The organism is Solwaraspora sp. WMMA2101 (genome assembly GCF_049179175.1).
In the GTDB taxonomy this organism is placed as follows: Bacteria; Actinomycetota; Actinomycetes; order Mycobacteriales; family Micromonosporaceae; genus Micromonospora_E.
Window position 1 is genome coordinate 1,341,865 of sequence record NZ_JBMHMA010000006.1, and the last position, 23,759, is coordinate 1,365,623.

The 23,759-nt window shown below is 71.9% G+C and carries 26 protein-coding genes; 5 read left to right on the forward strand and 21 right to left on the reverse strand.

From position 1 onward, the window contains the following. Positions 1 to 43: 43 nt before the first annotated feature. The 8 genes from ACN28F_RS06670 to ACN28F_RS06705 all read right to left on the reverse strand — a co-directional run bounded on the left by ACN28F_RS06670 (position 44) and on the right by ACN28F_RS06705 (position 8,590). A complete protein-coding gene (locus ACN28F_RS06670) occupies positions 44 to 1,321 on the reverse strand; it encodes a DivIVA domain-containing protein (protein ID WP_421357235.1) in 1,278 nt (425 codons plus the stop codon). A 35-nt stretch (positions 1,322 to 1,356) separates the two neighbouring features. After that, a complete protein-coding gene (gene rlmN / locus ACN28F_RS06675; protein WP_289207202.1) occupies positions 1,357 to 2,487 on the reverse strand; it encodes a 23S rRNA (adenine(2503)-C(2))-methyltransferase RlmN in 1,131 nt (376 codons plus the stop codon). 136 nt (positions 2,488 to 2,623) lie between these two features. Beyond that, positions 2,624 to 4,033: a phosphatidate cytidylyltransferase gene (locus tag ACN28F_RS06680; RefSeq protein ID WP_421357236.1), complete on the reverse strand. Its 1,410-nt coding sequence runs from the start codon at positions 4,031 to 4,033 to the stop codon at positions 2,624 to 2,626. Then, the gene (frr, locus tag ACN28F_RS06685; RefSeq protein WP_289207204.1) at positions 4,033 to 4,590 is read right to left on the reverse strand and encodes a ribosome recycling factor; all 558 of its coding nucleotides are present in this window, start codon (positions 4,588 to 4,590) and stop codon (positions 4,033 to 4,035) included. Before frr ends, ACN28F_RS06680 begins: the two co-directional genes overlap by 1 nt. 79 nt (positions 4,591 to 4,669) lie before the next feature. Further along, positions 4,670 to 5,437, reverse strand: a complete 768-nt coding sequence (gene pyrH / locus ACN28F_RS06690; protein ID WP_289207205.1) for a UMP kinase — start codon at positions 5,435 to 5,437, stop codon at positions 4,670 to 4,672. Positions 5,438 to 5,598: 161 nt separating this feature from the next. Beyond that, the gene (gene tsf, locus ACN28F_RS06695; RefSeq protein ID WP_289207206.1) at positions 5,599 to 6,429 is read right to left on the reverse strand and encodes a translation elongation factor Ts; all 831 of its coding nucleotides are present in this window, start codon (positions 6,427 to 6,429) and stop codon (positions 5,599 to 5,601) included. Positions 6,430 to 6,468: 39 nt separating this feature from the next. Continuing rightward, positions 6,469 to 7,314, reverse strand: a complete 846-nt coding sequence (gene rpsB / locus ACN28F_RS06700; protein ID WP_289207207.1) for a 30S ribosomal protein S2 — start codon at positions 7,312 to 7,314, stop codon at positions 6,469 to 6,471. A 316-nt stretch (positions 7,315 to 7,630) separates the two neighbouring features. Beyond that, positions 7,631 to 8,590 (reverse strand): hypothetical protein, encoded by a 960-nt coding sequence (locus tag ACN28F_RS06705; RefSeq protein WP_289207208.1) that lies wholly within the window; start codon positions 8,588 to 8,590, stop codon positions 7,631 to 7,633. 301 nt (positions 8,591 to 8,891) lie between these two features. Here ACN28F_RS06705 and ACN28F_RS06710 point away from each other — a divergent pair, with 301 nt between their 5' ends. The 5 genes from ACN28F_RS06710 (at position 8,892) to ACN28F_RS06730 (ending at position 14,372) form a co-directional block, all read left to right on the forward strand. Next, complete coding sequence (locus ACN28F_RS06710) at positions 8,892 to 9,254, forward strand: YraN family protein (protein ID WP_289207209.1); 363 nt, start codon at positions 8,892 to 8,894, stop codon at positions 9,252 to 9,254. Positions 9,255 to 9,384: 130 nt separating this feature from the next. Then, entirely contained in the window at positions 9,385 to 10,902 is a 1,518-nt protein-coding gene (locus tag ACN28F_RS06715) for a YifB family Mg chelatase-like AAA ATPase (protein ID WP_421357237.1), read from the forward strand. Beyond that, positions 10,902 to 12,134 (forward strand): DNA-processing protein DprA, encoded by a 1,233-nt coding sequence (dprA, locus tag ACN28F_RS06720; RefSeq protein ID WP_289207211.1) that lies wholly within the window; start codon positions 10,902 to 10,904, stop codon positions 12,132 to 12,134. The genes ACN28F_RS06715 and dprA overlap by 1 nt, the downstream gene beginning before the upstream one ends. A gap of 53 nt (positions 12,135 to 12,187) precedes the next feature. Further along, a complete protein-coding gene (locus tag ACN28F_RS06725; protein ID WP_421357238.1) occupies positions 12,188 to 13,132 on the forward strand; it encodes a tyrosine recombinase XerC in 945 nt (314 codons plus the stop codon). Positions 13,133 to 13,169: 37 nt separating this feature from the next. Continuing rightward, a complete protein-coding gene (locus ACN28F_RS06730; RefSeq protein WP_289207213.1) occupies positions 13,170 to 14,372 on the forward strand; it encodes an aminotransferase class V-fold PLP-dependent enzyme in 1,203 nt (400 codons plus the stop codon). 24 nt (positions 14,373 to 14,396) lie between these two features. Here the strand turns inward: ACN28F_RS06730 and ACN28F_RS06735 are convergent, their stop codons facing one another. The 13 genes from ACN28F_RS06735 to proS all read right to left on the reverse strand — a co-directional run bounded on the left by ACN28F_RS06735 (position 14,397) and on the right by proS (position 23,666). Continuing rightward, the gene (locus tag ACN28F_RS06735; protein ID WP_289207214.1) at positions 14,397 to 14,927 is read right to left on the reverse strand and encodes a peptidoglycan DD-metalloendopeptidase family protein; all 531 of its coding nucleotides are present in this window, start codon (positions 14,925 to 14,927) and stop codon (positions 14,397 to 14,399) included. A 140-nt stretch (positions 14,928 to 15,067) separates the two neighbouring features. Beyond that, the gene (locus ACN28F_RS06740; protein ID WP_123604412.1) at positions 15,068 to 15,391 is read right to left on the reverse strand and encodes a DUF2469 domain-containing protein; all 324 of its coding nucleotides are present in this window, start codon (positions 15,389 to 15,391) and stop codon (positions 15,068 to 15,070) included. Then, positions 15,388 to 16,203, reverse strand: a complete 816-nt coding sequence (locus tag ACN28F_RS06745) for a ribonuclease HII (protein ID WP_421357239.1) — start codon at positions 16,201 to 16,203, stop codon at positions 15,388 to 15,390. The genes ACN28F_RS06740 and ACN28F_RS06745 overlap by 4 nt, the downstream gene beginning before the upstream one ends. Then, entirely contained in the window at positions 16,197 to 16,715 is a 519-nt protein-coding gene (locus ACN28F_RS06750) for an NUDIX hydrolase (RefSeq protein ID WP_421357240.1), read from the reverse strand. Before ACN28F_RS06750 ends, ACN28F_RS06745 begins: the two co-directional genes overlap by 7 nt. Before the next feature lie 45 nt (positions 16,716 to 16,760). Then, a complete protein-coding gene (gene lepB, locus ACN28F_RS06755) occupies positions 16,761 to 17,393 on the reverse strand; it encodes a signal peptidase I (protein ID WP_289207216.1) in 633 nt (210 codons plus the stop codon). Next, complete coding sequence (gene lepB, locus ACN28F_RS06760) at positions 17,390 to 18,238, reverse strand: signal peptidase I (protein WP_421361292.1); 849 nt, start codon at positions 18,236 to 18,238, stop codon at positions 17,390 to 17,392. Before lepB (ACN28F_RS06760) ends, lepB (ACN28F_RS06755) begins: the two co-directional genes overlap by 4 nt. Before the next feature lie 335 nt (positions 18,239 to 18,573). Beyond that, positions 18,574 to 18,930: a 50S ribosomal protein L19 gene (gene rplS / locus ACN28F_RS06765; RefSeq protein WP_289207217.1), complete on the reverse strand. Its 357-nt coding sequence runs from the start codon at positions 18,928 to 18,930 to the stop codon at positions 18,574 to 18,576. A gap of 140 nt (positions 18,931 to 19,070) precedes the next feature. After that, a complete protein-coding gene (gene trmD / locus ACN28F_RS06770; RefSeq protein WP_289207218.1) occupies positions 19,071 to 19,889 on the reverse strand; it encodes a tRNA (guanosine(37)-N1)-methyltransferase TrmD in 819 nt (272 codons plus the stop codon). A 21-nt stretch (positions 19,890 to 19,910) separates the two neighbouring features. Further along, positions 19,911 to 20,537, reverse strand: a complete 627-nt coding sequence (gene rimM / locus ACN28F_RS06775) for a ribosome maturation factor RimM (RefSeq protein ID WP_289211050.1) — start codon at positions 20,535 to 20,537, stop codon at positions 19,911 to 19,913. A 2-nt stretch (positions 20,538 to 20,539) separates the two neighbouring features. Then, positions 20,540 to 20,800 carry an RNA-binding protein gene (locus ACN28F_RS06780; protein ID WP_282229644.1) on the reverse strand — a complete coding sequence of 87 codons (261 nt, stop codon included), beginning with the start codon at positions 20,798 to 20,800 and terminating at the stop codon, positions 20,540 to 20,542. Continuing rightward, on the reverse strand, positions 20,775 to 21,254 hold the full coding sequence (gene rpsP, locus ACN28F_RS06785) for a 30S ribosomal protein S16 (RefSeq protein ID WP_289207219.1): 480 nt from the start codon (positions 21,252 to 21,254) through the stop codon (positions 20,775 to 20,777). Before rpsP ends, ACN28F_RS06780 begins: the two co-directional genes overlap by 26 nt. A 230-nt stretch (positions 21,255 to 21,484) precedes the next feature. Then, positions 21,485 to 22,156: a DUF402 domain-containing protein gene (locus ACN28F_RS06790; protein WP_421357241.1), complete on the reverse strand. Its 672-nt coding sequence runs from the start codon at positions 22,154 to 22,156 to the stop codon at positions 21,485 to 21,487. 103 nt (positions 22,157 to 22,259) lie between these two features. Further along, positions 22,260 to 23,666, reverse strand: a complete 1,407-nt coding sequence (proS, locus tag ACN28F_RS06795) for a proline--tRNA ligase (RefSeq protein ID WP_289207221.1) — start codon at positions 23,664 to 23,666, stop codon at positions 22,260 to 22,262. Positions 23,667 to 23,759: the final 93 nt, after the last annotated feature.

A 23,759-nucleotide genomic window follows, 5' to 3' on the forward strand; every position in this document is an offset into this window, starting at 1 on the left:
CCATCCGCCGGGCCCGGTCAGACCGGGCCCGGCGGATGGCAGGTCAGCGACCCCGGTGCAGGATGTCCTGCACCTCCTTGAGCGCCGCGTCGACCTCCGCCTCGAAGTAGCCGCCCGTCACCAGGCCGAACTGCATGGTGTCGAGGTCCGTGGTGTTCACCGGCATCGGCCCACGCCCCGCCATCGCGGTCAGGATGTCCTCGAACAGCCGGTCCACCTGCATCGGGTCGTAGCCGCTGCCGAACCTACGCACCTGGAAGGTCCGTCGGATCTGGTCGACCCGCTGCAGATCACCGCCGCCGCCGGCCGGCGGTCCACCGGGTGGGGTGCCCAGACCAGGCTGACCCGGCCCGCCCGGGTACCCGCCGACGCCGGGGTAGCCGCCCGTCGCGTGGTGGCCACCGCCACCCGGGTGACCGGCCGCACCGGGATGTCCACCGAATCCCGCGCCTGCGGGCCCCGGCATCCCCGGACCACCGTCACGTGGACCGGGGCCACCGTCACGTGGACCGGGGCCACCGTCACGCGGACCGAAACCGCCGTCACGCGGACCGAAACCGCCGTCACGCGGGCCGGGGCCACCGTCACGCGGGCCCGGACCGCCCGGGCCGGGCATCCCGCCAGGGCCCGGCATCGGCCCGGGGAGCTGCGGGTGCCCACCGGTCGGCGGGCCGGCCGGACCCGACCGCCGGTCCGGGAAGTAGATCTCTGCCGTCATGTCGGCCTTGCCGTGGCGTCCCTGTTCGAACCCGTCGAACCGGCCTTCCGGGCCCGGCCCGAAGCCCCGGTGCGGACCAGCGGGAACCGGTGTGGCCGGCGGTCCGCCGGGGCCGCCACCGGGCGGCGGGTAACCGCCGGCGCCACGCGGGTCGTCGTAGCGCCCGTAACCGGCTGCGGCGGGCTGCTCCGGATAGCCGCCGCCACCGTACGGGTCGTGCGGTGGCGGAGCCGGCAGGGCGGGCACCGGCCGTGCCGGCAGGGCCGGGGCCGCCGCGGCGACCGGCCGGTCCTCGCGCGGCGGTGGGGCCAGCCGATCGGGCGGCACGGCGGCAGCACCGGAGCCACGGGCCGCCGCAGGCCGCTCCTCCAACTCGGCCAGTTGTCGTTCGACCCGGTCCAGATGCAGGTCGACCTGCCATTCGTCGTAGCCGTTGAAGCGGACACGGAATACGACGTCGTGCACTTCCTGTGCGGAAACCGGTGATCCGACCGGTTCGCCGGCGAGTGTGGCCTCGACGCGGTCGAGGAAGGCATCCACTTCGTCGACCTTGTAACCCCGACGAAGCGCCTTGCGCCGGAAGCGCTGTCCCTGACTCGCCACTATGTCTCCTGATTCACTCGCTGATCACCGGTAGCTCACGTCGCCGTCTGCGCGGCGGCGAGCTGCCCGCATGCACCGTCGATCTCCCTGCCCCGAGTGTCGCGTACGGTGACCGCGACACCGGCCGCCCGCAACCGGCGGACGAATTCCCGCTCGACCGGCTTCGGGCTGGCATCCCAACGACTGCCGGGAGTCGGATTGAGCGGAATGAGATTCACATGGGCCATCCGACCAGCCAGCAATCGGCCCAGCAGATCCGCCCGCCATGGCTGGTCGTTCACATCCCGGATCATCGCGTATTCGATGGAGACCCGCCGGCCCGTGCGGTCCGCGTAGTCCCACGCGGCGTCGAGGACTTCAGCGACCTTCCACCGTTGGTTGACTGGCACGAGTTCGTCGCGCAGATCATCATCGGGCGCGTGCAACGACAGCGCAAGAGTCACCGAAAGGTCTTCTCCGACGAGTCGGCGCATCGCCGGCACCAGGCCGACCGTGGAGACCGTCACGTGTCGCTGGGACAGCCCGAGACCCTCCGGCGCCGGCGCGCAGAGCCGGCGGACCGCAGCGATCACCCGGCCGTAGTTGGCCAGCGGCTCGCCCATGCCCATGAACACCACGTGCGACAGGCGGGGCGGGGATCCGGTGACCCCGCCACGTGCGGCCACCCCGGCGAGGAAGACCACCTGGTCGACGATCTCCGCGGTGGAGAGGTTACGGGTCAGCCCGGCCTGACCGGTCGCGCAGAACGGGCAGGCCATACCGCAGCCGGCCTGGCTGGAGACGCAGGCGGTGACCCGGTCCGGGTAGCCCATCAGCACGCTCTCCACCAGTGCGCCGTCGTGCAACCGCCACAGCGCCTTGTGCGTCGACCCGTCGTCGCAGCTGCGCTGCCGTACGGCGGTGAGCAGAGTCGGCAGCAGGCGTTCGGTGATCGGCGCACGGGCCGCCGCCGGCAGGTCGGTCATCGCAACGGGATCACGGACCAGCCGGGTGAAGTAGTGGGTGGAGACCTGCCGGGCCCGATAGGCCGGTTGACCGAGCCCGGCCAGCAACGTCTGCCGCTGTGCGAGATCGAGATCAGCCAGGTGCTGGGGTGGCAGGGCCGGACGACCAGCGGGCGTGGCGGTGGTCGTCGGACGGGTCGGGGTCAACGGCAGACTTCTCATGGCAGATCCAGTCTCCCACGATCCCACCGAAATCGGCTCGCCCCGGGGCCCAGATCGGGTCACCCCGACAGTTGAACCCGGACTCGGCGCCTCAGCCAGCGCGGCGACGGCCCGGCGATCGGGCCGGCGGTGCTCGTCAGCCGGCCGGCACGATCAAGGTCAACACGAGATACGAGACCGGCAGTGCCAGCAGGATCGAGTCCAGCCGGTCCATCAACCCGCCGTGTCCGGGCAACAGGTTGCTCATGTCCTTGACCCCGAGATCCCGTTTGATCATCGATTCGCCGAGATCACCCAGGACCGCCGCGATCGACACCGCCACCCCGAACAGGGCACCCCACAGGGGCATCACGTCGAGCAGCAGATAGAGCAGTACGGCGGAACCGGCGGCAGCGGCGGCCACCGAACCGGCGAAGCCCTCCCAGGACTTCTTCGGGCTGATCGTCGGGGCCATCCGGTGCCGGCCGAAGAACACCCCGGCGGCGTACCCGCCGGTGTCGGACAGGATCACCGCCGCGAGCGTGACCAGGATCCGCAGATCGCCGTCGGGACGACTGGCGAGCAACCCGGCGAACCCGCCGAGAAACGGCACGTAGACCGCGATCAGGGTGGCCGTGGCGGCGTCCCGCTGGAAGCCCGGTGGTCCGTCGCCGAGCCGCCAGACCAGCATGGCCAGGATCGTCAGCAGCAGCCCGAGGGCCAACGCGTCCGGCCCGACCTGCCAGGCGAGCACCGCCATCAGCACGCCGCCGGCGAGCAACGGCGGCAGGGGCGGTCGGGCACCGCTACCGCGTACCGCCCGGGTCATCTCCCAGGTGCCGAGGCTGACCGCGGCCACGACGACCGCGAGGAAGGCAGGCCGCCAGACGAACAACGAGGCGAGAACCAGCGCTCCCAGGCCGACCCCGACACCGATGGCCGCCGGAAGGTTGCGCCCGGCCCGGCTCGGCTCCGGTGTACCCGGGCCGGGAGGCGTGGCCGGCTGAGCCGTCGAGCCGGCCGGGGCGGGCTCGCCGACACCGTCGGCACCGGGCCGTGGCTGACGGGTCGGCGTCGAGCGACCGGCCCGGCGACGTCGGACCCCGGCCCGTCGCCGGGCCGCCGATCCCAACTCCGGCTCGCCGTCGGACGGCGCCGGCCCCTCGGTGGCAGGTCTGTCCTCGAACGGCACCGGCTCGTCGGACCACGGCCCAGGTGGCGGCGGCTCACTCGGCGGCCACTGGCCGGACGACGGGTCCGGCGGCCACCTGTCGTGCCCACCGGAGCGCGGGCCGTCGTGCCCGGCGGTCTGCGTACCGTTGAACGACCCGCCGCCGGACCGGTGGTCGGCCACGTAGCCGACCCCGGTGCCGATGTACGGTCCGGCGTGCGGTAGCTCGCCGGTGCCGGTGTACGGACCGGCGGGCCTGCCGTACGGATCGGTCCACTCGACCGCCGGATGGCCGTTGCGCACCTGGCGTGCCGACGAGTCGGGCGCGGCACCGGGGCGCCGCGCCCGAGTTCGCGCATCCGGGTGGTCGCCGCCGGCGGTCTCGGGATAGGACATCAGACCTCGAGCAGCTCGGTTTCCTTGTGCTTGACCAGTTCGTCGACGCTGGAGACGTACCGGTGGGTCAGATCGTCCAGCTCCTTCTCGGCACGGCGTCCATCGTCCTCGCCGGCTTCGCCGTCCTTGACGATGCGGTCCAGCTCTTCCTTGCCCTTGCGCCGGACGTTACGGATCGCCACCTTGGCGTCCTCGCCCTTGCCCCGGGCCACCTTGATCATGTCCCGGCGACGGTCCTCGGTCATCTGCGGCAGCAGGATCCGCAGCTGGTTACCCTCGTTGTTCGGGTTCACGCCCAGGTCCGAGTCCCGGATCGCCTTCTCCATCGCGGCGAGCTGCGACATGTCGTACGGCTTGATGATCGCCATTCGCGGCTCCGGCACCGCGACGGACGCCATCTGGGTGATCGGCGTCGGGGTTCCGTAGTAGTCGAGCACGATCCGGGAGAACATGGCCGGAGTGGCCCGACCGGTACGGATCGCGCCCAGATCCTCCTTGGCGTGCTCGACCGCACGCTCCATCTTCTCCTCCGCTTCGAGCAGAGTCTCCTCGATCACCTGTTCCGTCGCCTCCTTCTGGCTCCCTGTCCTACTGCGTACCGCCGGTCGGCACAGCCCGTGGGGGCGGACCGGTCGGTCAGGTCGTGATCAAGGTACCGATGCGTTCCCCGGCGACCGCGCGCACGATCGTGTCGTCGCCCTGCGCACCGAAGACCAGCATCGGCAGGTCGTTGTCCATGCAGAGGCTGAAGGCGGCGGCGTCGGCGACCCGCAGACCACGTCGCAGCGCCTCGGCGAAGGTCACGGTGTCCAGCTTGCGGGCAGTGGGATCGGTCCGCGGATCCGCGGTGTACACCCCGTCCACCCCGTTCTTGCTCATCAGGACGACGTCGGCGTGAATCTCCAGCGCCCGCTGGGCGGAGACCGTGTCGGTGGAGAAGTACGGCATCCCGGCGCCGGCACCGAAGATGACCACCCGGCCCTTCTCCAGGTGCCGGATCGCCCGCAGCGGAATGTACGGTTCGGCGACCTGGGCCATCGTGATCGCGCTCTGCACCCGCGTCTCCACGCCTTCCTTCTCCAGGAAGTCCTGCAGCGCGAGACAGTTCATCACCGTGCCGAGCATGCCCATGTAGTCGGCACGGGCCCGGTCCATGCCGCGTTTCTGCAACTCCGCGCCGCGGAAGAAGTTGCCGCCGCCGACCACCACCGAGACCTGGACCCCCAGCCGGGAGACGGTCGCGATCTGCCGGGCGATGTCCTGGACGACGTCCGGGTCGACGCCGATCGCCCCACCGCCGAAGACCTCACCGGACAGCTTCAGCACCACCCGCCGGGAACGCCCCGGCGGCGGTGCCGTGGGGTCGTCCGCCGCGAGCGGGCTCCCACTCGTTGCCTGCGTCATCCGACCCGCCCTTCCCTAGCTGAGCCCACCCTACGGAACGAGGAGGCCGTGGTGCCTGTCACGTACACCAACGGCCTCCTGCGTCGATCGTGCTACCGGTCCTGGCGGGTGGTCGCCGTACCTGCGCCGTGACCCGGCGGGCCGACGACCACCGCCGTGGCTCAGGCCTGCCCGACCTCGAACCGGACGAAGCCGGTGAGGTCGATGCCTGCCTCGGCGACGACCTGCTTGACGGTCTTCTTGTTGTCGGCGACCGAGGCCTGCTCCAACAGGACGAAGTCCTTGAAGAAGGCGTTCACCCGGCCCTCGATGATCTTGGGCATCGCCGCTTCCGGCTTGCCCTCCTCGCGGGCCGTCTGCTCGGCGATCCGCCGCTCCGACTCCACGGTCTCGGCGGGCACCTCGTCGCGGGTGAGGAAGCGCGGCCGCATCGCGGCGATCTGCATCGCCACACCCCGGGCGTCGGCGTCGGCGGCCTCGTCGGTCTTACCGGCGTACCCGACCAGCACACCGACCTGCGGCGGCAGGTCCTGCGCCTTACGGTGCAGGTAGACCGCGATGGTGCCGTCGAGGCGGGCGAACCGGTTGAGCACCAGCTTCTCGCCGATCTTGGCCGACTGCTCCTGTACGGCGTCGGCCACCGACCGACCGTCGGCCAGGGTGGAGCCGAGCAGCGATTCGGCGTCGGTCGCCTTGATCTGCTCACCGTGCTCGACGAGGAGCTGGGCGAACTCGATGAAGTCGGTGTTCTTGGCGACGAAGTCGGTCTCGCAGTTGAGCTCCAGCAGGGCCGACCCGGCGTGGGCCACCAGGCCGTTGGCGGCGGTACGCCCGGCCCGCTTGCCGACGTCCTTGGCACCCTTGATCCGCAGGATCTCGACGGCCTTGTCGACGTCGCCCTCGGCCTCCTGCAGCGCCTTCTTGCAGTCCATCATGCCGGCGCCGGTGAGGTCGCGGAGCTTCTTGACGTCCGCGGCGGTGAAGTTGGACATGACTCTCTCTTCGATCTCGTCAGTCGGCTTGGGTGGTCGTCATTCCGCAGCGGCAGTGGCGGGAGCAGGAGCGGCGGGAGCGGGCTCGTTCTCCTTGTTGGCCGGGCCTTCGAGCAGCTCACGCTCCCACTCGGGCAGCGGCTCGTCGGTGGCGACGGCACCCGGCTCCGGCTTGTCCTCGGCACCGCGCGACTTGCCCGACCGGGCGATCAGGCCGTCGGCGACGGCGGCCGCCACGACCCGGGTGAGCAGCTCGGCCGACCGGATCGCGTCGTCGTTGCCCGGGATCGGGAAGTCGACCTCGTCCGGGTCACAGTTGGTGTCGAGCACCGCGATGACCGGAATGCCCAGCTTGCGGGCCTCGTCGACGGCGATGTGCTCCTTCTTGGTGTCGACGACCCAGATCGCCGCCGGCACCTTCTGCATGTCCCGCAGACCACCGAGCGTACGGCTGAGCTTGTCCTTCTCCCGTGACAGCTGCAGGGTCTCCTTCTTGGTGTAACCCTGCGCGGTGCCGGTCAGGTCGAGCGCCTCCAGCTCCTTCATCCGCTGCAGCCGCTTGTACACCGTCTGGAAGTTGGTCAGCATGCCGCCGAGCCACCGGTGGTTGACGTACGGCTGACCGACCCGGGTCGCCTGCTCGGCGATCGCCTCCTGCGCCTGCTTCTTGGTGCCGACGAAGAGGATGTTGCCACCGTCGGCGACGGTGTCCCGCACGAAGACGTACGCCTTCTCGATGTAGTCGAGGGTCTGGCGCAGGTCGATGATGTAGATACCGTTGCGCTCGGTGAAGATGAAGCGCTTCATCTTCGGGTTCCAGCGCCGGGTCTGGTGCCCGAAGTGAACACCACTTTCCAGCAGCTGACGCATGGTCACGACGGCCATGGTGGGTTTCTCCCTGTTGTCCCTGGTTGTCACGCCGGCCGGGCGGCCAGCGTCCTGGTGCCCGGTCGGCGGTCATGATGGGCCTGAGAGATCAGGACCAGGGAACCGTCGCCCCCACGGCAACCGCCGGGGAGAAGGGCACGCGAGGTCGACCGCACAGGGCGGTCGCCAGTGTTCGAGTGTACGCCCTGCACCGTGCGCGGACCCCGCCAGCCCGGACCACCAGCGACCACCAGGGGTCGCGACGCCAGCCGGCAGAGCCCGCCACCAGGTCCGTCGCTCAGCCGGCAGAGCCGCCACCAGCTCGTCCGGTAACTCAGCCGGCCAGCCCGGCCACCAGGAACAGGAACAGACCGACCAGCAGGTACGCGGTGGGCGGACGAAGCCATGCCTCGACAGGATCCCCCACCTTCGTCGCACCCGTGGTCAACCCGAACATGCCGAGTCCGAAGGCGGGCAGGCCCAGCATCAGCGCCGTACCGGCGACCACCGCACCGGGGCCGGCCGGCTCCGCCAACGCGCCGTCGAGCAACAACCGCAACGCCGGCACCTCGAGGATCATCACCAGTACGGCGTAGAAGATCGCCTGCGCGGGCCGCCGGCTGCGGTACACACCGTCGCCGATCAGGCCACCGGACGGCGGACGGCGGCCGTACTCACCGGCGGGTGGCGGCGGCTCGGCCGGCGGCCGTGGGGTCACCGGCGGCATCGGTCCGGTCGGCACGTCGACCGACCCGCGCGGCTCGCCGCCCCGGCCGGTCTCCGCGACCGGCCCCGGACCGGCCCCGAGCCCCGGTTCCACCGCAGGGTCCGAAGCCCGGGACCCGCCCGACGTCCCCGGCGGCCCGCTGGCCGGCTCGGCGAACGGTGCCGCCGACACGGGTGCGGCGAACGGTGGACGCGGCGACGCACCCGCCGGGGCGAACGGCGTGGGCGAGGTCGAGCCCGGCGGCGCGAACGGCGGCGCGGAGACCACCGGCATGCCGTACGGCGGCGCCGAGGACGGCTCGACGGCCGCGCGGCGGCCGGGCTCGGGGGCAGCCCGACGACCGGACTCCGGCGCCGCCCGACGGCCGGACTCGCCGTACCGTCCGCCGAGACCCAGCGGGTCCTCGCCGAAGCGGTCGGTGGTCGGCTCGGCGGCCGGACCGGTGCCGTCGCGCGATGCCACCGGGTACCGATCCGGGGTGCTCGACTGCCAGGACTGGTCGACGTAGGTGCGCTCGGAGTACCACCGGGGGTCGGCGTCCTCCGACTGGTGTGCGTTCGGGTCCACGGTCAGGCACCGTATGCCACCCGTACCACCCGCGCCACCCGGACCCCCGTCGCGCCCGCACCTCCGACGACCCCGCGTCGGCGCAGATCACGCCGGTCGGCGCCCAGACGAACGGGCGCTGATCACACCGGTCGGCGCCCAGACGAACGGGCGCTGATCACACCGGTCGGCGCCCAGACGAACGGGCACGGGTTAGCACATCGGTCCGGTGCCGGCGCCGTTGTCCACAGGCGGCCCCGCTGTCCACACCGGCGGCGTCGACCGCCGACGCCGGCCCCGGTCCGCAGCCATCGTCCGGGGCATGACCACAAGCAGACAAACCATCGGTCGGTACGGCGAGCGCTGCGCCGTCCGGTTCCTGGCCGACGCCGGGCTCGTCATCGTCGACCGCAACTGGCGCTGCCCGACCGGCGAGATCGACATCATCGCCCGGGACGGTGACACGGTGGTGTTCTGCGAGGTGAAGACCCGACGCGGCGACCGGTTCGGCACGCCGGCGGAGGCGGTCACGCCCGTCAAGGCCGGCCGCATTCGCCGGCTGGCCGCCGCATGGCTCGCCGCGCACCCCGACAACCGACGCCGCGAGGTGCGTTTCGACCTCGTCGCGGTACGCGTCGGCCGCTCCGGCTCGGCCCAGGTGGATCATGTTCCCGCAGCGTTCTGAGAGTGGCACGGGCAGGTCCGCCGTACCACATGTCGGGGAAGATCGCCGGACCGTCCACAGGGTCGACAGTTGTCCACAGCCGGCGGCACAACGACCCGCACGGACCGCGCCGGACAGCCACCGTTGGCGGATGAGTTACGCGAAGGTCCTGTGCGTCGGGCTGGTCGGGGTGACCGGACACCTGGTGGAGGTCGAGGCCGACCTCGCCGCCGGGCTGCCCGCCGTCATCATCTCCGGTCTACCCGACACCACCCTGCACGAGGCACGCGACCGGGTCCGCGCTGCGGTCGTCAACTCCGGCCAGAGCTGGCCGAACCGGCGGATCACCGTCAACCTGCTGCCCGCCACCCTGCCCAAGATCGGTTCCGGGTTCGACCTGGCCATCGCCACCGCGCTGCTCGGCGGCACCGGGGAGTTGCCGCTCGCCCCGGTCGACGGTGTCGCCCTCCTGGGCGAGCTCGGCCTCGACGGGACCGTACGACCGGTGCGCGGAATCCTGCCGATGGTGGCGGCGGCAGCCCGCAGCGGCGTCACCCAGGTCGTCGTTCCGACGACGAACGCCGCCGAGGCGGCGGCGGTTCCCGGGGTACGGGTGCGTGCCGTCGACACCCTGCACCGGCTGATCGCCTACATCAGAGGCGAGGGTCCGCTACTGGATCCGCCGGCCACGGCACCGGCTGCCGAGCCCGCCGTGCCGGATCTCGCCGATGTCTCCGGCCAGGCGCTCGGCAAGCGTGCCCTGGAGATCGCCGCCGCCGGCGGCCACCACATCGCCCTGTTGGGTCCGCCCGGAGCAGGCAAGACCATGCTGGCGGAGCGGCTGCCCGGCCTGCTGCCGCCGCTCGACGACGATGCCGCCCTGGAGGTCTCCGCGCTGCACTCGATCGCCGGTGTCCTGCCGCCCGGTGGGCCGCTGCTACGCCGGCCGCCGTTCCAGGCCCCACATCATTCCGCGACCGTCGCGTCGCTGGTCGGCGGCGGCACCGGACTCGCCCGGCCCGGCGCGGTCTCCCTGGCCCATCACGGGGTTCTCTTTCTCGACGAGGCCGCCGAGTTCACCACCCGGGCCCTGGAATCGTTGCGGCAACCGCTGGAGAAAGGTCGGGTGCTGATCACCCGCTCGCGCGGGGTCACCGAGTATCCGGCCCGCTGCCAGCTGGTCCTGGCCGCCAATCCCTGCCCCTGCGCCAAGCCCGCCGGGGACCAGTACTGCGAATGCCCGCCGACGGTCCGCCGCCGCTACCGCAGCAGACTGTCCGGGCCGCTGCTGGACCGGGTCGACCTGCAGGTGACGCTGCCGCCGTTACGCGCCGCCGAGCTCACCTCGACCGCCGCCACGTCGGAGACGTCCTCGTCGGTGGCGGCCCGGGTCGCCACCGCCCGGGCGGCCGCTGCTCGGCGCTGGTCCGGACACGGCTGGCGGTGCAACGCCATGGTGCCCGGTCCGGCGCTGCGCCAGCCGCCCTGGCGGCTACCGGCGACGCACACCGCCGAACTCCGGCACCGACTGGACGTCGGTGCGATCTCCGCCCGCGGCTACGACCGTGTCCTGCGGCTCGCCTGGTCGATCGCCGACCTCGACGAGCGGCCACGGCCAGACGGCGCCGACGTCGGTGAAGCGATCCAACTACGGACGGGGGACCTGTGATGCCATCGACGCACGACCCACAGAGCCTGGCCCCGGCGACCGGAGCCGGCCCGACCGAGGCACAACTCGCCCGGGTCGCGTTGACCTGGCTCGCCGAACCCGGCAACGAGGCCGTCCACCAGTTGGTGGCCGAGGTCGGTCCCGTCGAGGCGCTCGCCCGGCTGTGTGCCGGACGGGAGCTCGGCGAGGCTGCCCGGGCCTCGGCTGCGGCACGGTTGGCGACCGCCGACCCGATCGAGGTGGCGACGGCTGCCGTCGACCGGGCCGACCGGGTTGGCGGCCGGCTGGTCACCCCGGAGACCACCGAGTGGCCCCGACAGATCGAGGACCTGCGTCGGCTGACCCGCCACGGCACCCGCGCCACGACCGCCGACGGTCCAGGGGTCCGCCAGGGCGCGCCGCCGCTGGCGCTCTGGGTCCGAGGGCCGCTGGCGGTCGACGCGGCACTGGCCAGATCGGTCGCGGTGGTCGGCACCCGCGCCCCCACCGACTACGGCCGGCACGTCGGCGGCGAATTCAGCCACGGCCTGGCCACCCGCGACTGGACGATCGTCTCCGGTGGGGCGTACGGCATCGACGCCTGCGCCCACCGGGGAGCGCTGGCCGCTGGCGGACCGACCGTCGCGGTGCTCGCCTGCGGAATCGACCGACCCTACCCGGCCGGCAACGCGGCGATGTTCGATCAGATCGCCGAGACCGGCCTGCTGATCAGCGAGTGGCTGCCGGGTGCCGAACCACTGCGCCACCGGTTCCTCACCCGCAACCGGCTGATCGCTGCGGCCACGGCCGGCACCGTCGTCGTCGAGGCCGGTGCCCGTAGCGGCGCGGCGCAGACGATCCGGCGGGCGCTGGCGCTCGGCCGGGCCGCGATGGTGGTGCCGGGTCCGATCACCTCGGCGGTGTCGGTCGGCTGCCACGAGATCCTGCGGGACCACCCACAGGCCCGGCTCGTCGCCGGGGTGGCCCACGTACAGGAGGAGATCGGCCGGATCGGCGTCGACCTGGCCCCGCCGCCGCGCGGGCCGCAACGTCCACGCGACGCGCTCGACCCCCGGTCGGCCCGGGTCCTGGAGGCCGTGCCCGGTCGGGGCTGGATCGACCTCGACGATCTGGCTGGGCGAGCCGGAGTCGACATCCGCTCCACGATGCGGGCGGTCACCGAACTGCAGACCAGAGGGCTGCTGGCCGGCGCCGACGGGCGTTACCGGTTGCCGCCGCCGAAGCGGGCATGAAACAGACGGCGTGGTGCCTTGACCGGCCGGCTGTCGGCGGCCACGGTCGGCGCATGGGCAGGGACGGCAGGCGGGGTACCGCCGAGCGGCATGCCACACTCCCGGCCGGGATGCGCGACGCGGTGGACTCGTTCGCCCGGCATCTCGCCCTGGTCGACAACCGCTCCGCGCACACCGTCCGGGCCTACGTCGCCGACGTCGTGTCCCTGCTCGACCATGCCACCCGGATGGGCGTACGGACACCGGCCGGGCTGGACCTGACGGTGCTGCGCAGCTGGCTGGCCCGCCAGCGCACGGTGGGCGCGGCACGGGCCACGTTGGCCCGGCGGGCCGCCACCGCCCGGACCTTCAGCGCCTGGGCGCACCGCGCCGGTCTCGTCGCCACCGACCCGGGTGCCGCCCTGGCCAGCCCGAAACCGCACCGGCGGTTGCCGGCCGTGCTCCGCACCGACCAGGCGGAGCAGCTGATGCCGACGGCCGACGGCGCCGCCGACCCGCTACCCGTGCGCGACCGGCTGGTGTTGGAACTGCTCTACGCCACCGGTGCTCGGGTCAGTGAACTGTGCGGACTAGACGTCTCCGACGTCGACCAGGGTCGGCGGATCGTACGGGTGCTCGGCAAGGGCGGCCGGGAGCGCACGGTGCCGTACGGCGAGCCGGCCGAGGCGGCGCTGCGCGACTGGCTGCGGCACGCCCGGCCCGAGCTGGTCGGCCCCCGGTCCGGCGACGCACTGCTGCTGGGGGCGAAAGGCGGCCGGTTGCAGACCGCGGTGGCCCGCCGGATCGTCGCGGCGGCGGCACATGCGGCGGGCCTGCCCCGGACCACCCCGCACGGGTTGCGTCATTCGGCGGCGACGCACCTGTTGGAGGGCGGCGCCGACCTGCGGTCGGTGCAGGAGCTGCTGGGTCACGCCGCGCTGTCGAGCACCCAGCTCTACACACACGTATCGGTCGAACGGCTACGGCAGGCCTACCGGCAGGCACATCCACGGGCGTGAGGTCGCCGCCGTGCCGGCGCGCCCTAGGATCGGCAGGATGATCGGTGGCTCGGCACCACCCGTACCGCTGCCCGGCGCACGGATGCTGTTCTCCCTCGACCCGGCGACCGCCTATCTCAACCACGGCGCGTTCGGCGCGGTGCCGGTGACCGTGCAGCGGACCCAGCAGCGGCTGCGCGACGAGATGGAGGCCAACCCGCACCGCTTCCTGACGCAGGGACTGCTGGACCGGCTCGCGCACACCCGCCGGCACCTGGCCGCTTTCCTCGGTGCCGATCCGGACAACGCGGCACTGGTCGACAACGTGACCGTCGCGACCGCGATGGTGCTGCGCACGCTACGGCTGGCCGCTGGCGACGAGGTGCTGCTGACCAACCACGGGTACGGCGCGGTCGCCCTCTCCGTCGACCGGGAGTGCCGCCTGACCGGGGCCGCCCGGCGGGTCGTCGACCTGCCGTTGGCCGCTTCGGCCGCCGAGGTCGTCGAGGCGGTGCGCGCGGCGCTGCGCCCCGGACGTACCCGGCTGCTGGTGGTGGATCAGGTCACCTCCGCGACCGCGCGGCTGATGCCGGTCGCCGGCCTCGTCGCGGCGGCCCGCGACGCGGGGGTGCCGGTCCTGGTCGACGCGGCACACGTACCGGGGATGCTGCCGGTCGAAGTGGACCGGATCGGTGCCGATTTCTGGGTGGGCAACCTGCACAAGTGGGCGTTCGCGCCGCGAGCGACGGCGCTGCTGGTTGTCCGACCGTCCTGGCGGGCCCGGCTGGAGCCGCTCGGTGTCTCCTGGGAACAGGACAGCGGGTTCCCACAGCGGGTCGAGTGGCAGGGCACCCGGGACTACACCGCCTGGCTCGCGGCACCGGTCGGCCTGTACACACTGCGCAGCCTGGGGGTGGACAGGGTACGCCAGCACAACGCCGCCCTGGTCGGCTACGGCCAGCGGGTGGTGGCCGACGCGTTGGGGGTACCCGAGGAGCAGTTGCCGCAGCCGGATGCCGACCAGCCCGGTGCCGCCGCGCTGGCGATGCGGCTCGTCCCGTTGCCCGGTGCGCCGGTCGACGGTACGGCGCAGGCAACCCGGCTGCGGCAGCGTATCGCCGACGAGTTGGCCACCGAGGTGTTGGTGAGCTGGTGGTCGGGGCGTGCCTGGCTGCGGATCTGTGCCCAGGTCTACAACCAGGCCGCCGAGTACGACCGGCTCGCCGAGGGGCTGCCGGGGGTGCTGCGCCGGGCCGGTTGACGTTTGCCGTGGACGCCGCCGCCGCTATCCGTGGGTGGGCAGCAGCCGGGTACGTCCGTCGCCGAGCAGCAGCAGCGGATCGAGGTAGCCGCCGTCGTGCTGCCGCAGGCCCCAGTGCAGACAGGCGCTGGCCGGGCAGCCAGGGTGCCCGTCGGCGAGTACGCCGATCGGGGTGCCGGCGACGACGGTCGCGCCGACGGGCAGTCGGGTGTCGACCGGCTCGTAGGTGGTCCGGAACCCGCCGGGGTGGCTGATGCTCACCACGCCCCGGTCGACGATCCGGCCGGCGTGGCTGACCGTGCCGGCACCGGCGGCGTACACGGTGACGCCCGGTACGGTGGCCTGCAGGTCGACGCCACGATGCCCGCGGCCCCAGGGCAGCGATGGCGGATCGAATCGCCGGCTGACCAGGGGCGGCCCGTCCAGCGGCAACCGGAACCGCTCTGCGGTGGTCGGGTTCCCCGCGACCACGGTCTCCAGGGTGGGCGGCATGCCGGCGGGTGGTACGGCGGCGAGGGAGGCGGCGATCAACGCCGCCGCGACGACGGTTCTCATTCCGGCAGGCTGCCGCCGACCTGGCCTACCGGGCAACGCGCGGCACCGGCTACCTGTGGATGACAGGCCGGATGGGGAAAGGACGACGCCTGCGGCAGAATTCTGCTAAAGACGCCGGGCCGGTGTGCGGCGAGCTCGGATCAGCCGCTGAATCCAGAATCTGCGGGTAGTGATATCTCCGGCTTGTCCAACTCTTCGACATTCACGTCTTTGAACGTCATAACTCGGACATTTTTCACGAAGCGTGCAGGGCGGTACATGTCCCACACCCAGGCGTCGTGCATCTCCACCTCGAAGTACACCTCGCCGTCAGAGTTGCGTACGTGCAGGTCGACCTGATTCGCCAGGTAGAAGCGGCGCTCGGTCTCGACGACGTACGAAAACTGGCGGACGATGTCGCGGTACTCCCGGTAGAGCTGCAGCTCCATCTCTGTCTCGTACTTTTCGAGATCCTCGGCGCTCATCGCCATCCGCCTTCCATGACCACATCTTCCCCCAGTAGCGCCGGTTGGCGAAGCTGCTCGTCCAACGCCACGCCGACGGTACCGCGTGCCGGGTCCATCCGCCCCATCGGCTCACGGATGCCGATGTCGGGCACCGGTCGCCGGGCCCGGGGCGGGCGGCCGGACCGACCGGAGGCAGCGGCGACGTTGACGTACGAGAAGCGGTGCTCGACGCACGGACCGTGCCGGTCCAGCGCGGCCTGATGATCGGCGGTGGCGTAGCCCTTGTGCTCGGCGAACCCGTACCCGGGGAACTCGGCGTCGAGCTGGACCATCAGCCGGTCCCGGGTCACCTTCGCCAGCACGCTGGCCGCCGCCACGCAGGCCGACACCCGGTCGCCCTTCCAGACCGCCAGACCCGGCACGCCGAGTCCGTCGACGCCGAATCCGTCGGTGAGCACGTACTCCGGTGCCACCGACAGCCCGGCCAGGGCGCGCCGCATCGCCGCGAGGTTGCACACGTGCAGACCGCGTCCGTCGATCTCGTCCGCCCCGATGACGACCACCTGGTACGCCACCGCCTGCGCGACGACCGCCGCGTAGACCCGTTCCCGGGCCGCAGCGGTGAGCAACTTGGAGTCGGCCAGGCCGGCGATCTCGCCGCGCCGACCGGGTGCCAGCACCACCGCCGCCGCGACCAGCGGGCCGGCGCAGGCACCGCGCCCGGCCTCGTCGGCACCGGCGACGTGCGCGAAGCCGCGCCGCTGCAGGGCACGCTCCAGCGCGTACAGGCCGGCGTCGCGGCGGACCACGGTCCGCGGTGGAGTCAGCACGAATCACTCCTGTCCGGCAGTCGCCGCAGCACCGTCAACAGCTCCGGCGGGTAGACCCGCTCGGACGTCGCGGCGAGCTCGCCTTCGCTCCACCAGCGATGGGTGTCGATGGTACGCCGCTCAAGTTCGTCGAAGCCGCTGGTGTCGACCCGCCAGGCCGGTACCCGCAGCAGGAAGAACTGCTGCCGCTGGCGGTACCACTGCCCGTCGAAGGGGAACTCGACGGTCTCCTGCCAGACCGGCGCTCCCAACGCGCTCGCCGCGACCCGAAGGCCGATCTCCTCGGCCAGCTCACGGACGGCGCCGTCGGCGGGTTCCTCACCAGGGTCCAGACCACCGCCGGGGGTGAACCAGTAGCGATGGTGCGGCCGCGCCGGATCGTGCCCGCGCAGCAGGAGCACCCGGTGCGCCGCGTCGATCACCAGCACGCGGGCACCCTGACGGTCGCGCACCACCGCGTGCGCCGGGGTGGCCGGCAGCGCCGGGCCCGTCGGCGGGTGCGGGTACGTCACCCGTCCAGAGTAGGAGACCCGCCGGACATTCACCGACGGCCCCGGTCACGGCTCCGGGACGCTGTCGAACGGCTCCGGTACGGTCAGCCAGGTCGCCCGGCCGACCGGCCAGAAGATCGTGAAGGCCCGCCCGACCACGTCGTCCTCCGGGATGGTGGCGACGTCGATGTTGCCGGTACGGTCCCAGTGCTCCAGCGAGTCGCCGGAGGCGGACCGGTGGTCGCCCATCACCCAGAGCCGCCCCGCCGGCACGGTGATGTCGAAGGGCCCGACCGCCGCCGGGTCCTGAATGCCACCTTCGGAGAAGATGTACGGCTCGTCGAGCGGCTCGCCGTTGATGATCAGACGTTCCTCCGGGTCGCAGCACTGCACCCGGTCGCCACCGACGCCGATGACGCGCTTGATGAAGTCCTCGCCGTCCGGGTTGCTGCTCCACTCCGGCGGCGCCCGGAACACGACGATCTCGCCGCGGTCGGGTGAGCGGAAGTGGTAGACGACCTTGTTGACCAGCACCCGGTCGTTGATGTCGAGGGTGTGTTCCATCGACGGGGACGGGATGTAGAAGGTCTGCAGGACGAACGCCCGGACCAGGACTGCGACGAGGACCGCCACACCCAACAGGATCGGTAGTTCACGCCAGAAGGAATTGGGCTTCTTCTCGGTCTGCTCGTCGATCACAACCGGAGCCTACGACGTCTGGCCGGCAACGACCGCACGGAGCCTGAAGCGGCGAGTAGCGGAATCAGCACGGGCAGCACCACCACCAGGTCACCCGATGTGTCCGGTACGTTCTCCGGACGCTCCACCGCAGCGGGGGTCGCCGTGGACGGTGGCAGGTCGGCGAAGGTCTCCGGCACCGACAGGCCGTCCCAGCGGCCCTGCGGCCAGACGATGACGAAGGCCCGGCCGATGACGTTCTCGATCGGTACCGACCCCTGGCAGCGGGAATCCTGCGAGACCAGCCGGTGGTCACCCATCACGAAGAGGTGCCCCGGCTCGACGACGATCTCGCCGAACTGGCGGGACCGGCACTCCCCCGGGTTGGGGGGTACGTCGAGTGGGGAGTCCTCCAGCACGTACGCCGACTCGTCCAGGGGCTGACCGTTGACGGTCAGCCGGCCCTGGTCGTCGCAGCAGCGGATGCGGTCGCCCGGAACCCCGATGACCCGCTTGATGAAGTCCTTCTCACCGGGTCGGCCGAGCCCGATCAGGTCGCCGATCGTCCGGCCGAGTTTGGCGGTGAACCCCAGGTTGGGGTCCTCGACGTTCTCCGGGACCCAGTTGTTGGTGCCCCGGAAGACGACGACCTCGCCACGAACCGGGTCCCGTACGTCGTAGACGACCTTGTTGACCAGCACCCGGTCGCCGACGAGCAGGGTGTCCTCCATCGACCCGGAGGGGATGAAGAAGGCCTGCAGCAGGAAGGAGCGGATCAGCACCGCCAGGCAGAAGGCCACGACGAGCAGCAGCGGCAGTTCCTGCCACAGCGGCATCTGCCGACGGCGACGCTGCACCATCTGCATGGTGGACCGACTGGGCCGACGGGCCCGTGGGCGTACCGCCGAACCGGAGCCGGTCCGGGCCTCCCGTCGACTTCGCGGTGCGCCACCAGCGGAGGAGGTGCGCCGCCAGGGGTCGAGCTCTTCGTTCGGATCCACGCTACGCATCTCCCCGGTCCCGAGACACGGCGCTACCGCCCACGGCGCCTCTCGTCAGGCGCCACAGGCGGTAGCTCGGTCGACTACCGCCGCCGCAGCGGCTGCCACGGGTGTAGCGCTGCTCATCGGTCACTACCGCAAGGGTAGTTGGCCGAAGGCCGCAGCGGCAGTCCTGGAATCGGGAACCGGGACGAACAGGCTCAGCTGACCTGCTTCTCCCGCTTTTCCTTGATCTTGGCGGCCTTGCCGCGCAGGTCCCGGAGGTAGTAGAGCTTGGCTCGACGTACGTCACCACGGGTCACCATCTCGATCCGGTCGATGGCCGGGCTGTTGACCGGGTAGGTCCGCTCGACCCCGACACCGAAGCTGACCTTGCGGATGGTGAAGGTCTCCCGCAGGCCCGCCCCCTGGCGACGGATCACCACGCCCTGGAAGACCTGGACCCGGGACCGGTTCCCTTCGACGACCCGGGCGTGCACCTTGAGCGTGTCACCGGCGCGGAAGTCCGGGAGGTCGGTCCGCTGCGACTGGGCGTCAAGAGCGTCCAGCGTGTTCATCGCTGCATCCTTGGGCTACTCAAGGCGCACCGGCTCCCGGTGCGCGGATGGATGATTCTGATCCTGGGCGGACCGCGACTGCGCTCCACACGGTCAGGATCCTCGCAGCCGGACGCGCGTGCCCGGCTGCGGCAACCCCACTACTCTGCCATATCCCCGGTCGGTACTTGAAATCCGGCCGTCCGCAACAGCGTAATGTCGTTTTTGTCGAAACTATCGGGTGACAGCTCCGTGATCAGGTCCGGCCGTCTGGCCGCCGTCCGCAGCAGGCCCTGGTCGCGTCGCCAACGGGCGATCCGGCCATGGTCGCCGGAGCGCAGCACCTCGGGTACGTCGTACCCACGCCAGTTGGCCGGCTTGGTGTACACCGGCGCCTCCAGCAACCCGGCCGTGAACGACTCCTCGTCGAGGGACCCGGCGTTGCCGAGCACCCCCGGGATCAGTCGGGTCACCGCCTCCAGGACCGCCAGGACCGCGACCTCGCCGCCGAAGAGCACGAAATCACCGAGCGACACCTCGCTCACCGGCATCCGGTCCGCCGCGTGGTCGATCACCCGCTGGTCGATGCCCTCGTAGCGGCCGCACGCGAAGATCAGCCGGGGCTCGGCGGCCAGCCGCTGGGCCAACGCCTGGTCGAACCGCTCACCGACCGGGGTCGGTACCACCAGGCGGGCCGGTGGCTGGTCCGCCCCGGCCAGCTCGTCCAGGGCCGCGCCCCACGGTTCGGGCCGCATCACCATTCCGGCGCCGCCGCCGTACGGCGTGTCGTCCACCGTACGGTGCACGTCGTGGGTCCACCGGCGCAGGTCGTGCACCCGCACGTCGAGCAGCCCCGCCCGCCGGGCCCGCCCGATGAGCGACAAGTCCAACGGGGCGAGGTAGTCCGGAAAGATCGTGACGACGTCCACCTGCCGCGCCGGCGGCGGCGAAGCCGGGCCTGAGTCAGCGGTCGATGTCACGGTCACCTGTCCGTCGCCCGGTCACAGGTCGAACAGACCCGCCGGGGCGTCGACGACGACCCGACCGCCCGACAGATCCACCTCCGGCACGATGGAGCGGACGAACGGCACCAACGCGGACCGGCCGTCCGGCCGGCGCAGGACCAGCAGGTCGGACGCGGGCGCGTGGTCGATCCGGGTCACCTGCCCCAGGGTCTGGCCGTCCGGTGCGACCGCCGTCAGACCGACCAGCTGGTGGTCGCGGAATTCATCCGGATCGTCCGGGTCGTCGACCTCGGCGCTGTCGACGCAGAGCAGGACGCCCCGCAGGGCCTCGGCGACGTCGCGGTCATCCACCCCGGCGAACCGCACCAGCGGCCGGCCCTGATGCCAGCGCACCGACTCGATCGTGAGCCGGCTGGGCACCTCGAAGCGGACCGCTGCATCCGGCACCGACCCGTCAACCACCGTTCCGTCGGCCGTCGTCCCGTCAGCCGCCGACGACGGATCGGCCGACGGCGGGGCTGCGGCGACCGGCCGCACCGCCGTCGAATCGGTGGTCAACACCGATCCGACGGCGAAACGGAGCTCCGGCTCGTCGGTACGCACCTCGACGGTGACCTCGCCACGGATGCCGTGCGGACGGCCGATCCGGCCGACGATCAGCAGCATCAGTACGAGTCGACGATGTCGACGCGCACCCCGCGGCCGCCGACCGAGCCGATCACCTGGCGCAGCGCCTTGGCGGTCCGCCCGCCACGGCCGATGACGGTGCCGAGGTCCTCCGGGTGCACCCGTACTTCGAGGCGCTTGCCCCGACGGGAATCGACCAGCCGGACCCGGACGTCGTCCGGGTGGGTGACGATCCCCTTGACCAGGTGCTCCAGCGCAGGCCGGAGGGCCATCTCAGGCCTGCTCACCGGAGCCCGCAGCGGCCGGCTCCTCGGTGGCGGTCGCCTCGGCGGCGGGTTCGGCCTTCGACTCGGCCTTGGGCTCGGCCTTCTTCTCCGCCTTCTTGGCCGGCTTGGCCGGGGTGTCCGCGACGCCTGCGGCGGCCTTCGCCTCGGCCTCGTAGGTGGCCTTCCGGTCGGCCCGCTCCGGGGCGACCAGCAGCGGCGGCGGCGCCGGCAGGCCCTTGAACTTCTGCCAGTCGCCGGTCTTCTCCAGCAGACGCTGGACGGCCTCGCTCGGCTGCGCGCCGACCGAGAGCCAGTACTGCACCCGGTCCGAGGTCACCTCGATCAGCGACGGGTGCTCCTTCGGGTGGTAGATCCCGACGAACTCGATCGCCCGCCCGTCACGCTTGGTGCGCGAGTCGGCGACGACGATGCGGTACTGCGGGTTGCGGATCTTGCCCATCCGCAGAAGCCGGATCTTTACGGCCACGGTGTGTTCGCTCCTGTTGCGATCTTCACCAGCCCTCTGGGGCGGTGCGCGGGTGAACGCCGACCGGCACAGTGGGGTTGGGCCAGAGGCAGCTCGGGTGGACTGGATGACGTGCCCGGGTAGAGGGCGCCGGACACGCACCGGATACCAACACGCCATTCTGCCAGACGGTCGGCGGATCGCCACATCCGGTGGCCCCGGTGCGTCGACCGCCGGCCGGAACCGCCCCGCTACCCGCCGAGGGCCCCGCCCCCACCGGCCACCGGTGGCCGGTCCCAGCCGGGTGGCAGCGCGGCCGGCGGCTGCCATCCGGGGTCCGGGCGGAAGTCGCACCAGGTGCCGTCGAACGGGAACTCTCCGGCCTCGGCGATCGCGATCACCCGTCGGCCCTCGGCCCGTACCGCCGCCTCGTCGAGGACCCAGTAGTGCTCGGGGAAGGCGAGGCGCTCGACGAACTCCTCCTCGTCCTTCCACGTCCAGCTCAGGTCGGGGCGGACCACGACGTCCAGGTCCTGGTCCACCACGTCGATGCCGGCGAGGTCGTCGTCGGCCCAGCGCACACCGGGCTCCTCGAGGTTGACGTACCAGTTGAGGAACCGTCCGGCGTCGTCGCGGAACCACCAGACCGAGTGGGCCGCGCCGGCCGGCAGGAACTTCAGCACCGGGGGGCCGAGCCAGCAGCCGTGCTTGATCCGGTACGAGCGGGTGATCCACTCGGTGAACGGCATGGCCCGCATGCCCCGGCCGTCGTCGGCGACCTCGTTCGCCACCGGTGTGCCCCGGTCGACCCAGAGCAGCAGGCCACGCTCGTCGTCGGCGACGACGCGGGCGGGTCGGACCCAACCGAGCCGACCGCGCCGGACGTTCCGATGCATGATCAACTGACCTGGCGTGAACCGCATCTCGCTCCTTCGCTCACCCTGACCAACGACGACGACCGGCCCGCCGGACCGGTCCGGGCACAGGCGGGTGCGCGACCCCCGGGCCGCCCGCCGTCACCGGCGGTCAGTAGGAGCGCGCCAGCACCGCGGTGAGGTCCGGCTCGTCGTCGCTGTCCGGGACCGAGCCGTCCGGGCGCAGCAGGCACCGTACGGTGACGCCCTGACCGTTCGCCTCGGCCTCACCGGCCGGGCCGACCTTCGACCACGGCACCCGGGCCCAGCCGGTCGCCGCCGCGGCGATCCCGTCGGCGAGATCGTCGACCTCGACGGTGCGCGACTCCCGCAGCGCCAACGCCTGGTCGTGCAGGGCCTGCTGGTCGGCGTCGAGCGCCGCGCGGACCGCGCCGACCACGTCGGCGATCGGCACCGGGGTCTTCGACCCGTCGGTACGCCGGACCAGCACCGCGTTGCCGGCGGCCAGATCGCGGGGGCCCACTTCGATCCGTACCGGATAGCCCTTGAGCTCGGCGTCGACGGCCCGGCGGCCGAACGGGGTGTCGACCCGGTCGTCCAGGCCGACCCGCAGTCCGGCGTCGCGCAGGGCGTCACGCAGCGTGACCGCCGCCTCGGTGACCCCGTCGCCGGCCTTGACGACCATCACGTACGCCTGGACCGGCGCCAGCCGGGGCGGCACCCGCAGCCCGTTGTCGTCGCCGTGCACCATGATCAGCCCACCGAGCATCCGGGTGGAGACCCCCCAGGACGTGGTCCAGGCGTGCTCGACGGTGCGCTCGGCCGAGGTGTAGGTGATGTCGAAGGCGCGGGCGAAGTTCTGACCCAGCTCGTGCGAGGTGCCCAGTTGCAGCGCCTTGCCGTCGCCCATCATGCCTTCGAGGGTGTACGTGCTGGTGGCGCCGGCGAACCGCTCCCGGGCGGTCTTGCGCCCCACCAGCACCGGGATGCCGAGCACCTCGACCAGGAAGTTCTCGTACACCTCGTGCAGGATGCGCCGGGCGTAGGCGCGGGCGTCGGCGAAGTCGGCGTGCGCGGTGTGCCCCTCCTGCCAGAGGAACTCGCTGGTGCGCAGGAACACCCGGGGGCGTAGCTCCCAGCGCACCACGTTGGCCCACTGGTTGAGCAGCAGCGGCAGGTCCCGGTACGAGTCGACCCACTTGGCCATGAACTCACCGATGACGGTCTCGCTGGTCGGCCGGACCACCACCGGCTCGGCGAGCTGCTTGCCACCACCGTGGGTCACCACGGCCAGCTCCGGGGAGAAGCCTTCGACGTGCTCGGCCTCCCGGCGCAGGTAGCTCTCCGGGATGAACAGCGGGAAGTACGCGTTCTCCGCCCCGGCCGCCTTGATCCGGTTGTCCAACTCGGACTGCATCCGCTCCCAGATGGCGTAGCCGGCCGGCCGGATCACCATGGTGCCGCGCACCGGGCCGTTGTCGGCGAGCTGCGCCTTGGCGATCAGATCCTGGTACCAGCGGGGAAAATCCTCCGCACGAGGTGTGAGCACGCGGGCCATGACCGGACATCCTATGCGCCGCCGGTGACGGGTCAGCGCAGGACCCGGCCGACAGGTCAGCACAGCACCCGGCCGCGCAGGTCGGCGCACGGT

Excerpts from the sequence above, each read along its gene's own strand:
- ACN28F_RS06735 (WP_289207214.1), bottom strand. The coding sequence starts at position 14,927 with ATGAGAACCGTCGTCGCGGCGGCGTTGATCGCCGCCTCCCTCGCCGCC.
- ACN28F_RS06715 (WP_421357237.1), top strand. The coding sequence starts at position 9,385 with ATGAGTTACGCGAAGGTCCTGTGCGTCGGGCTGGTCGGGGTGACCGGA.
- rpsB (WP_289207207.1), bottom strand. The coding sequence starts at position 7,314 with ATGGCCGTCGTGACCATGCGTCAGCTGCTGGAAAGTGGTGTTCACTTC.
- tsf (WP_289207206.1), bottom strand. The coding sequence starts at position 6,429 with ATGTCCAACTTCACCGCCGCGGACGTCAAGAAGCTCCGCGACCTCACC.
- ACN28F_RS06725 (WP_421357238.1), top strand. The coding sequence starts at position 12,188 with ATGGGCAGGGACGGCAGGCGGGGTACCGCCGAGCGGCATGCCACACTC.
- ACN28F_RS06740 (WP_123604412.1), bottom strand. The coding sequence starts at position 15,391 with ATGAGCGCCGAGGATCTCGAAAAGTACGAGACAGAGATGGAGCTGCAG.
- ACN28F_RS06730 (WP_289207213.1), top strand. The coding sequence starts at position 13,170 with ATGATCGGTGGCTCGGCACCACCCGTACCGCTGCCCGGCGCACGGATG.
- rplS (WP_289207217.1), bottom strand. The coding sequence starts at position 18,930 with ATGAACACGCTGGACGCTCTTGACGCCCAGTCGCAGCGGACCGACCTC.
- ACN28F_RS06790 (WP_421357241.1), bottom strand. The coding sequence starts at position 22,156 with ATGCGGTTCACGCCAGGTCAGTTGATCATGCATCGGAACGTCCGGCGC.
- dprA (WP_289207211.1), top strand. The coding sequence starts at position 10,902 with ATGCCATCGACGCACGACCCACAGAGCCTGGCCCCGGCGACCGGAGCC.
- proS (WP_289207221.1), bottom strand. The coding sequence starts at position 23,666 with ATGGCCCGCGTGCTCACACCTCGTGCGGAGGATTTTCCCCGCTGGTAC.
- ACN28F_RS06710 (WP_289207209.1), top strand. The coding sequence starts at position 8,892 with ATGACCACAAGCAGACAAACCATCGGTCGGTACGGCGAGCGCTGCGCC.
- pyrH (WP_289207205.1), bottom strand. The coding sequence starts at position 5,437 with ATGACGCAGGCAACGAGTGGGAGCCCGCTCGCGGCGGACGACCCCACG.
- rlmN (WP_289207202.1), bottom strand. The coding sequence starts at position 2,487 with ATGAGAAGTCTGCCGTTGACCCCGACCCGTCCGACGACCACCGCCACG.
- ACN28F_RS06680 (WP_421357236.1), bottom strand. The coding sequence starts at position 4,033 with ATGTCCTATCCCGAGACCGCCGGCGGCGACCACCCGGATGCGCGAACT.
- lepB (WP_421361292.1), bottom strand. The coding sequence starts at position 18,238 with ATGCAGATGGTGCAGCGTCGCCGTCGGCAGATGCCGCTGTGGCAGGAA.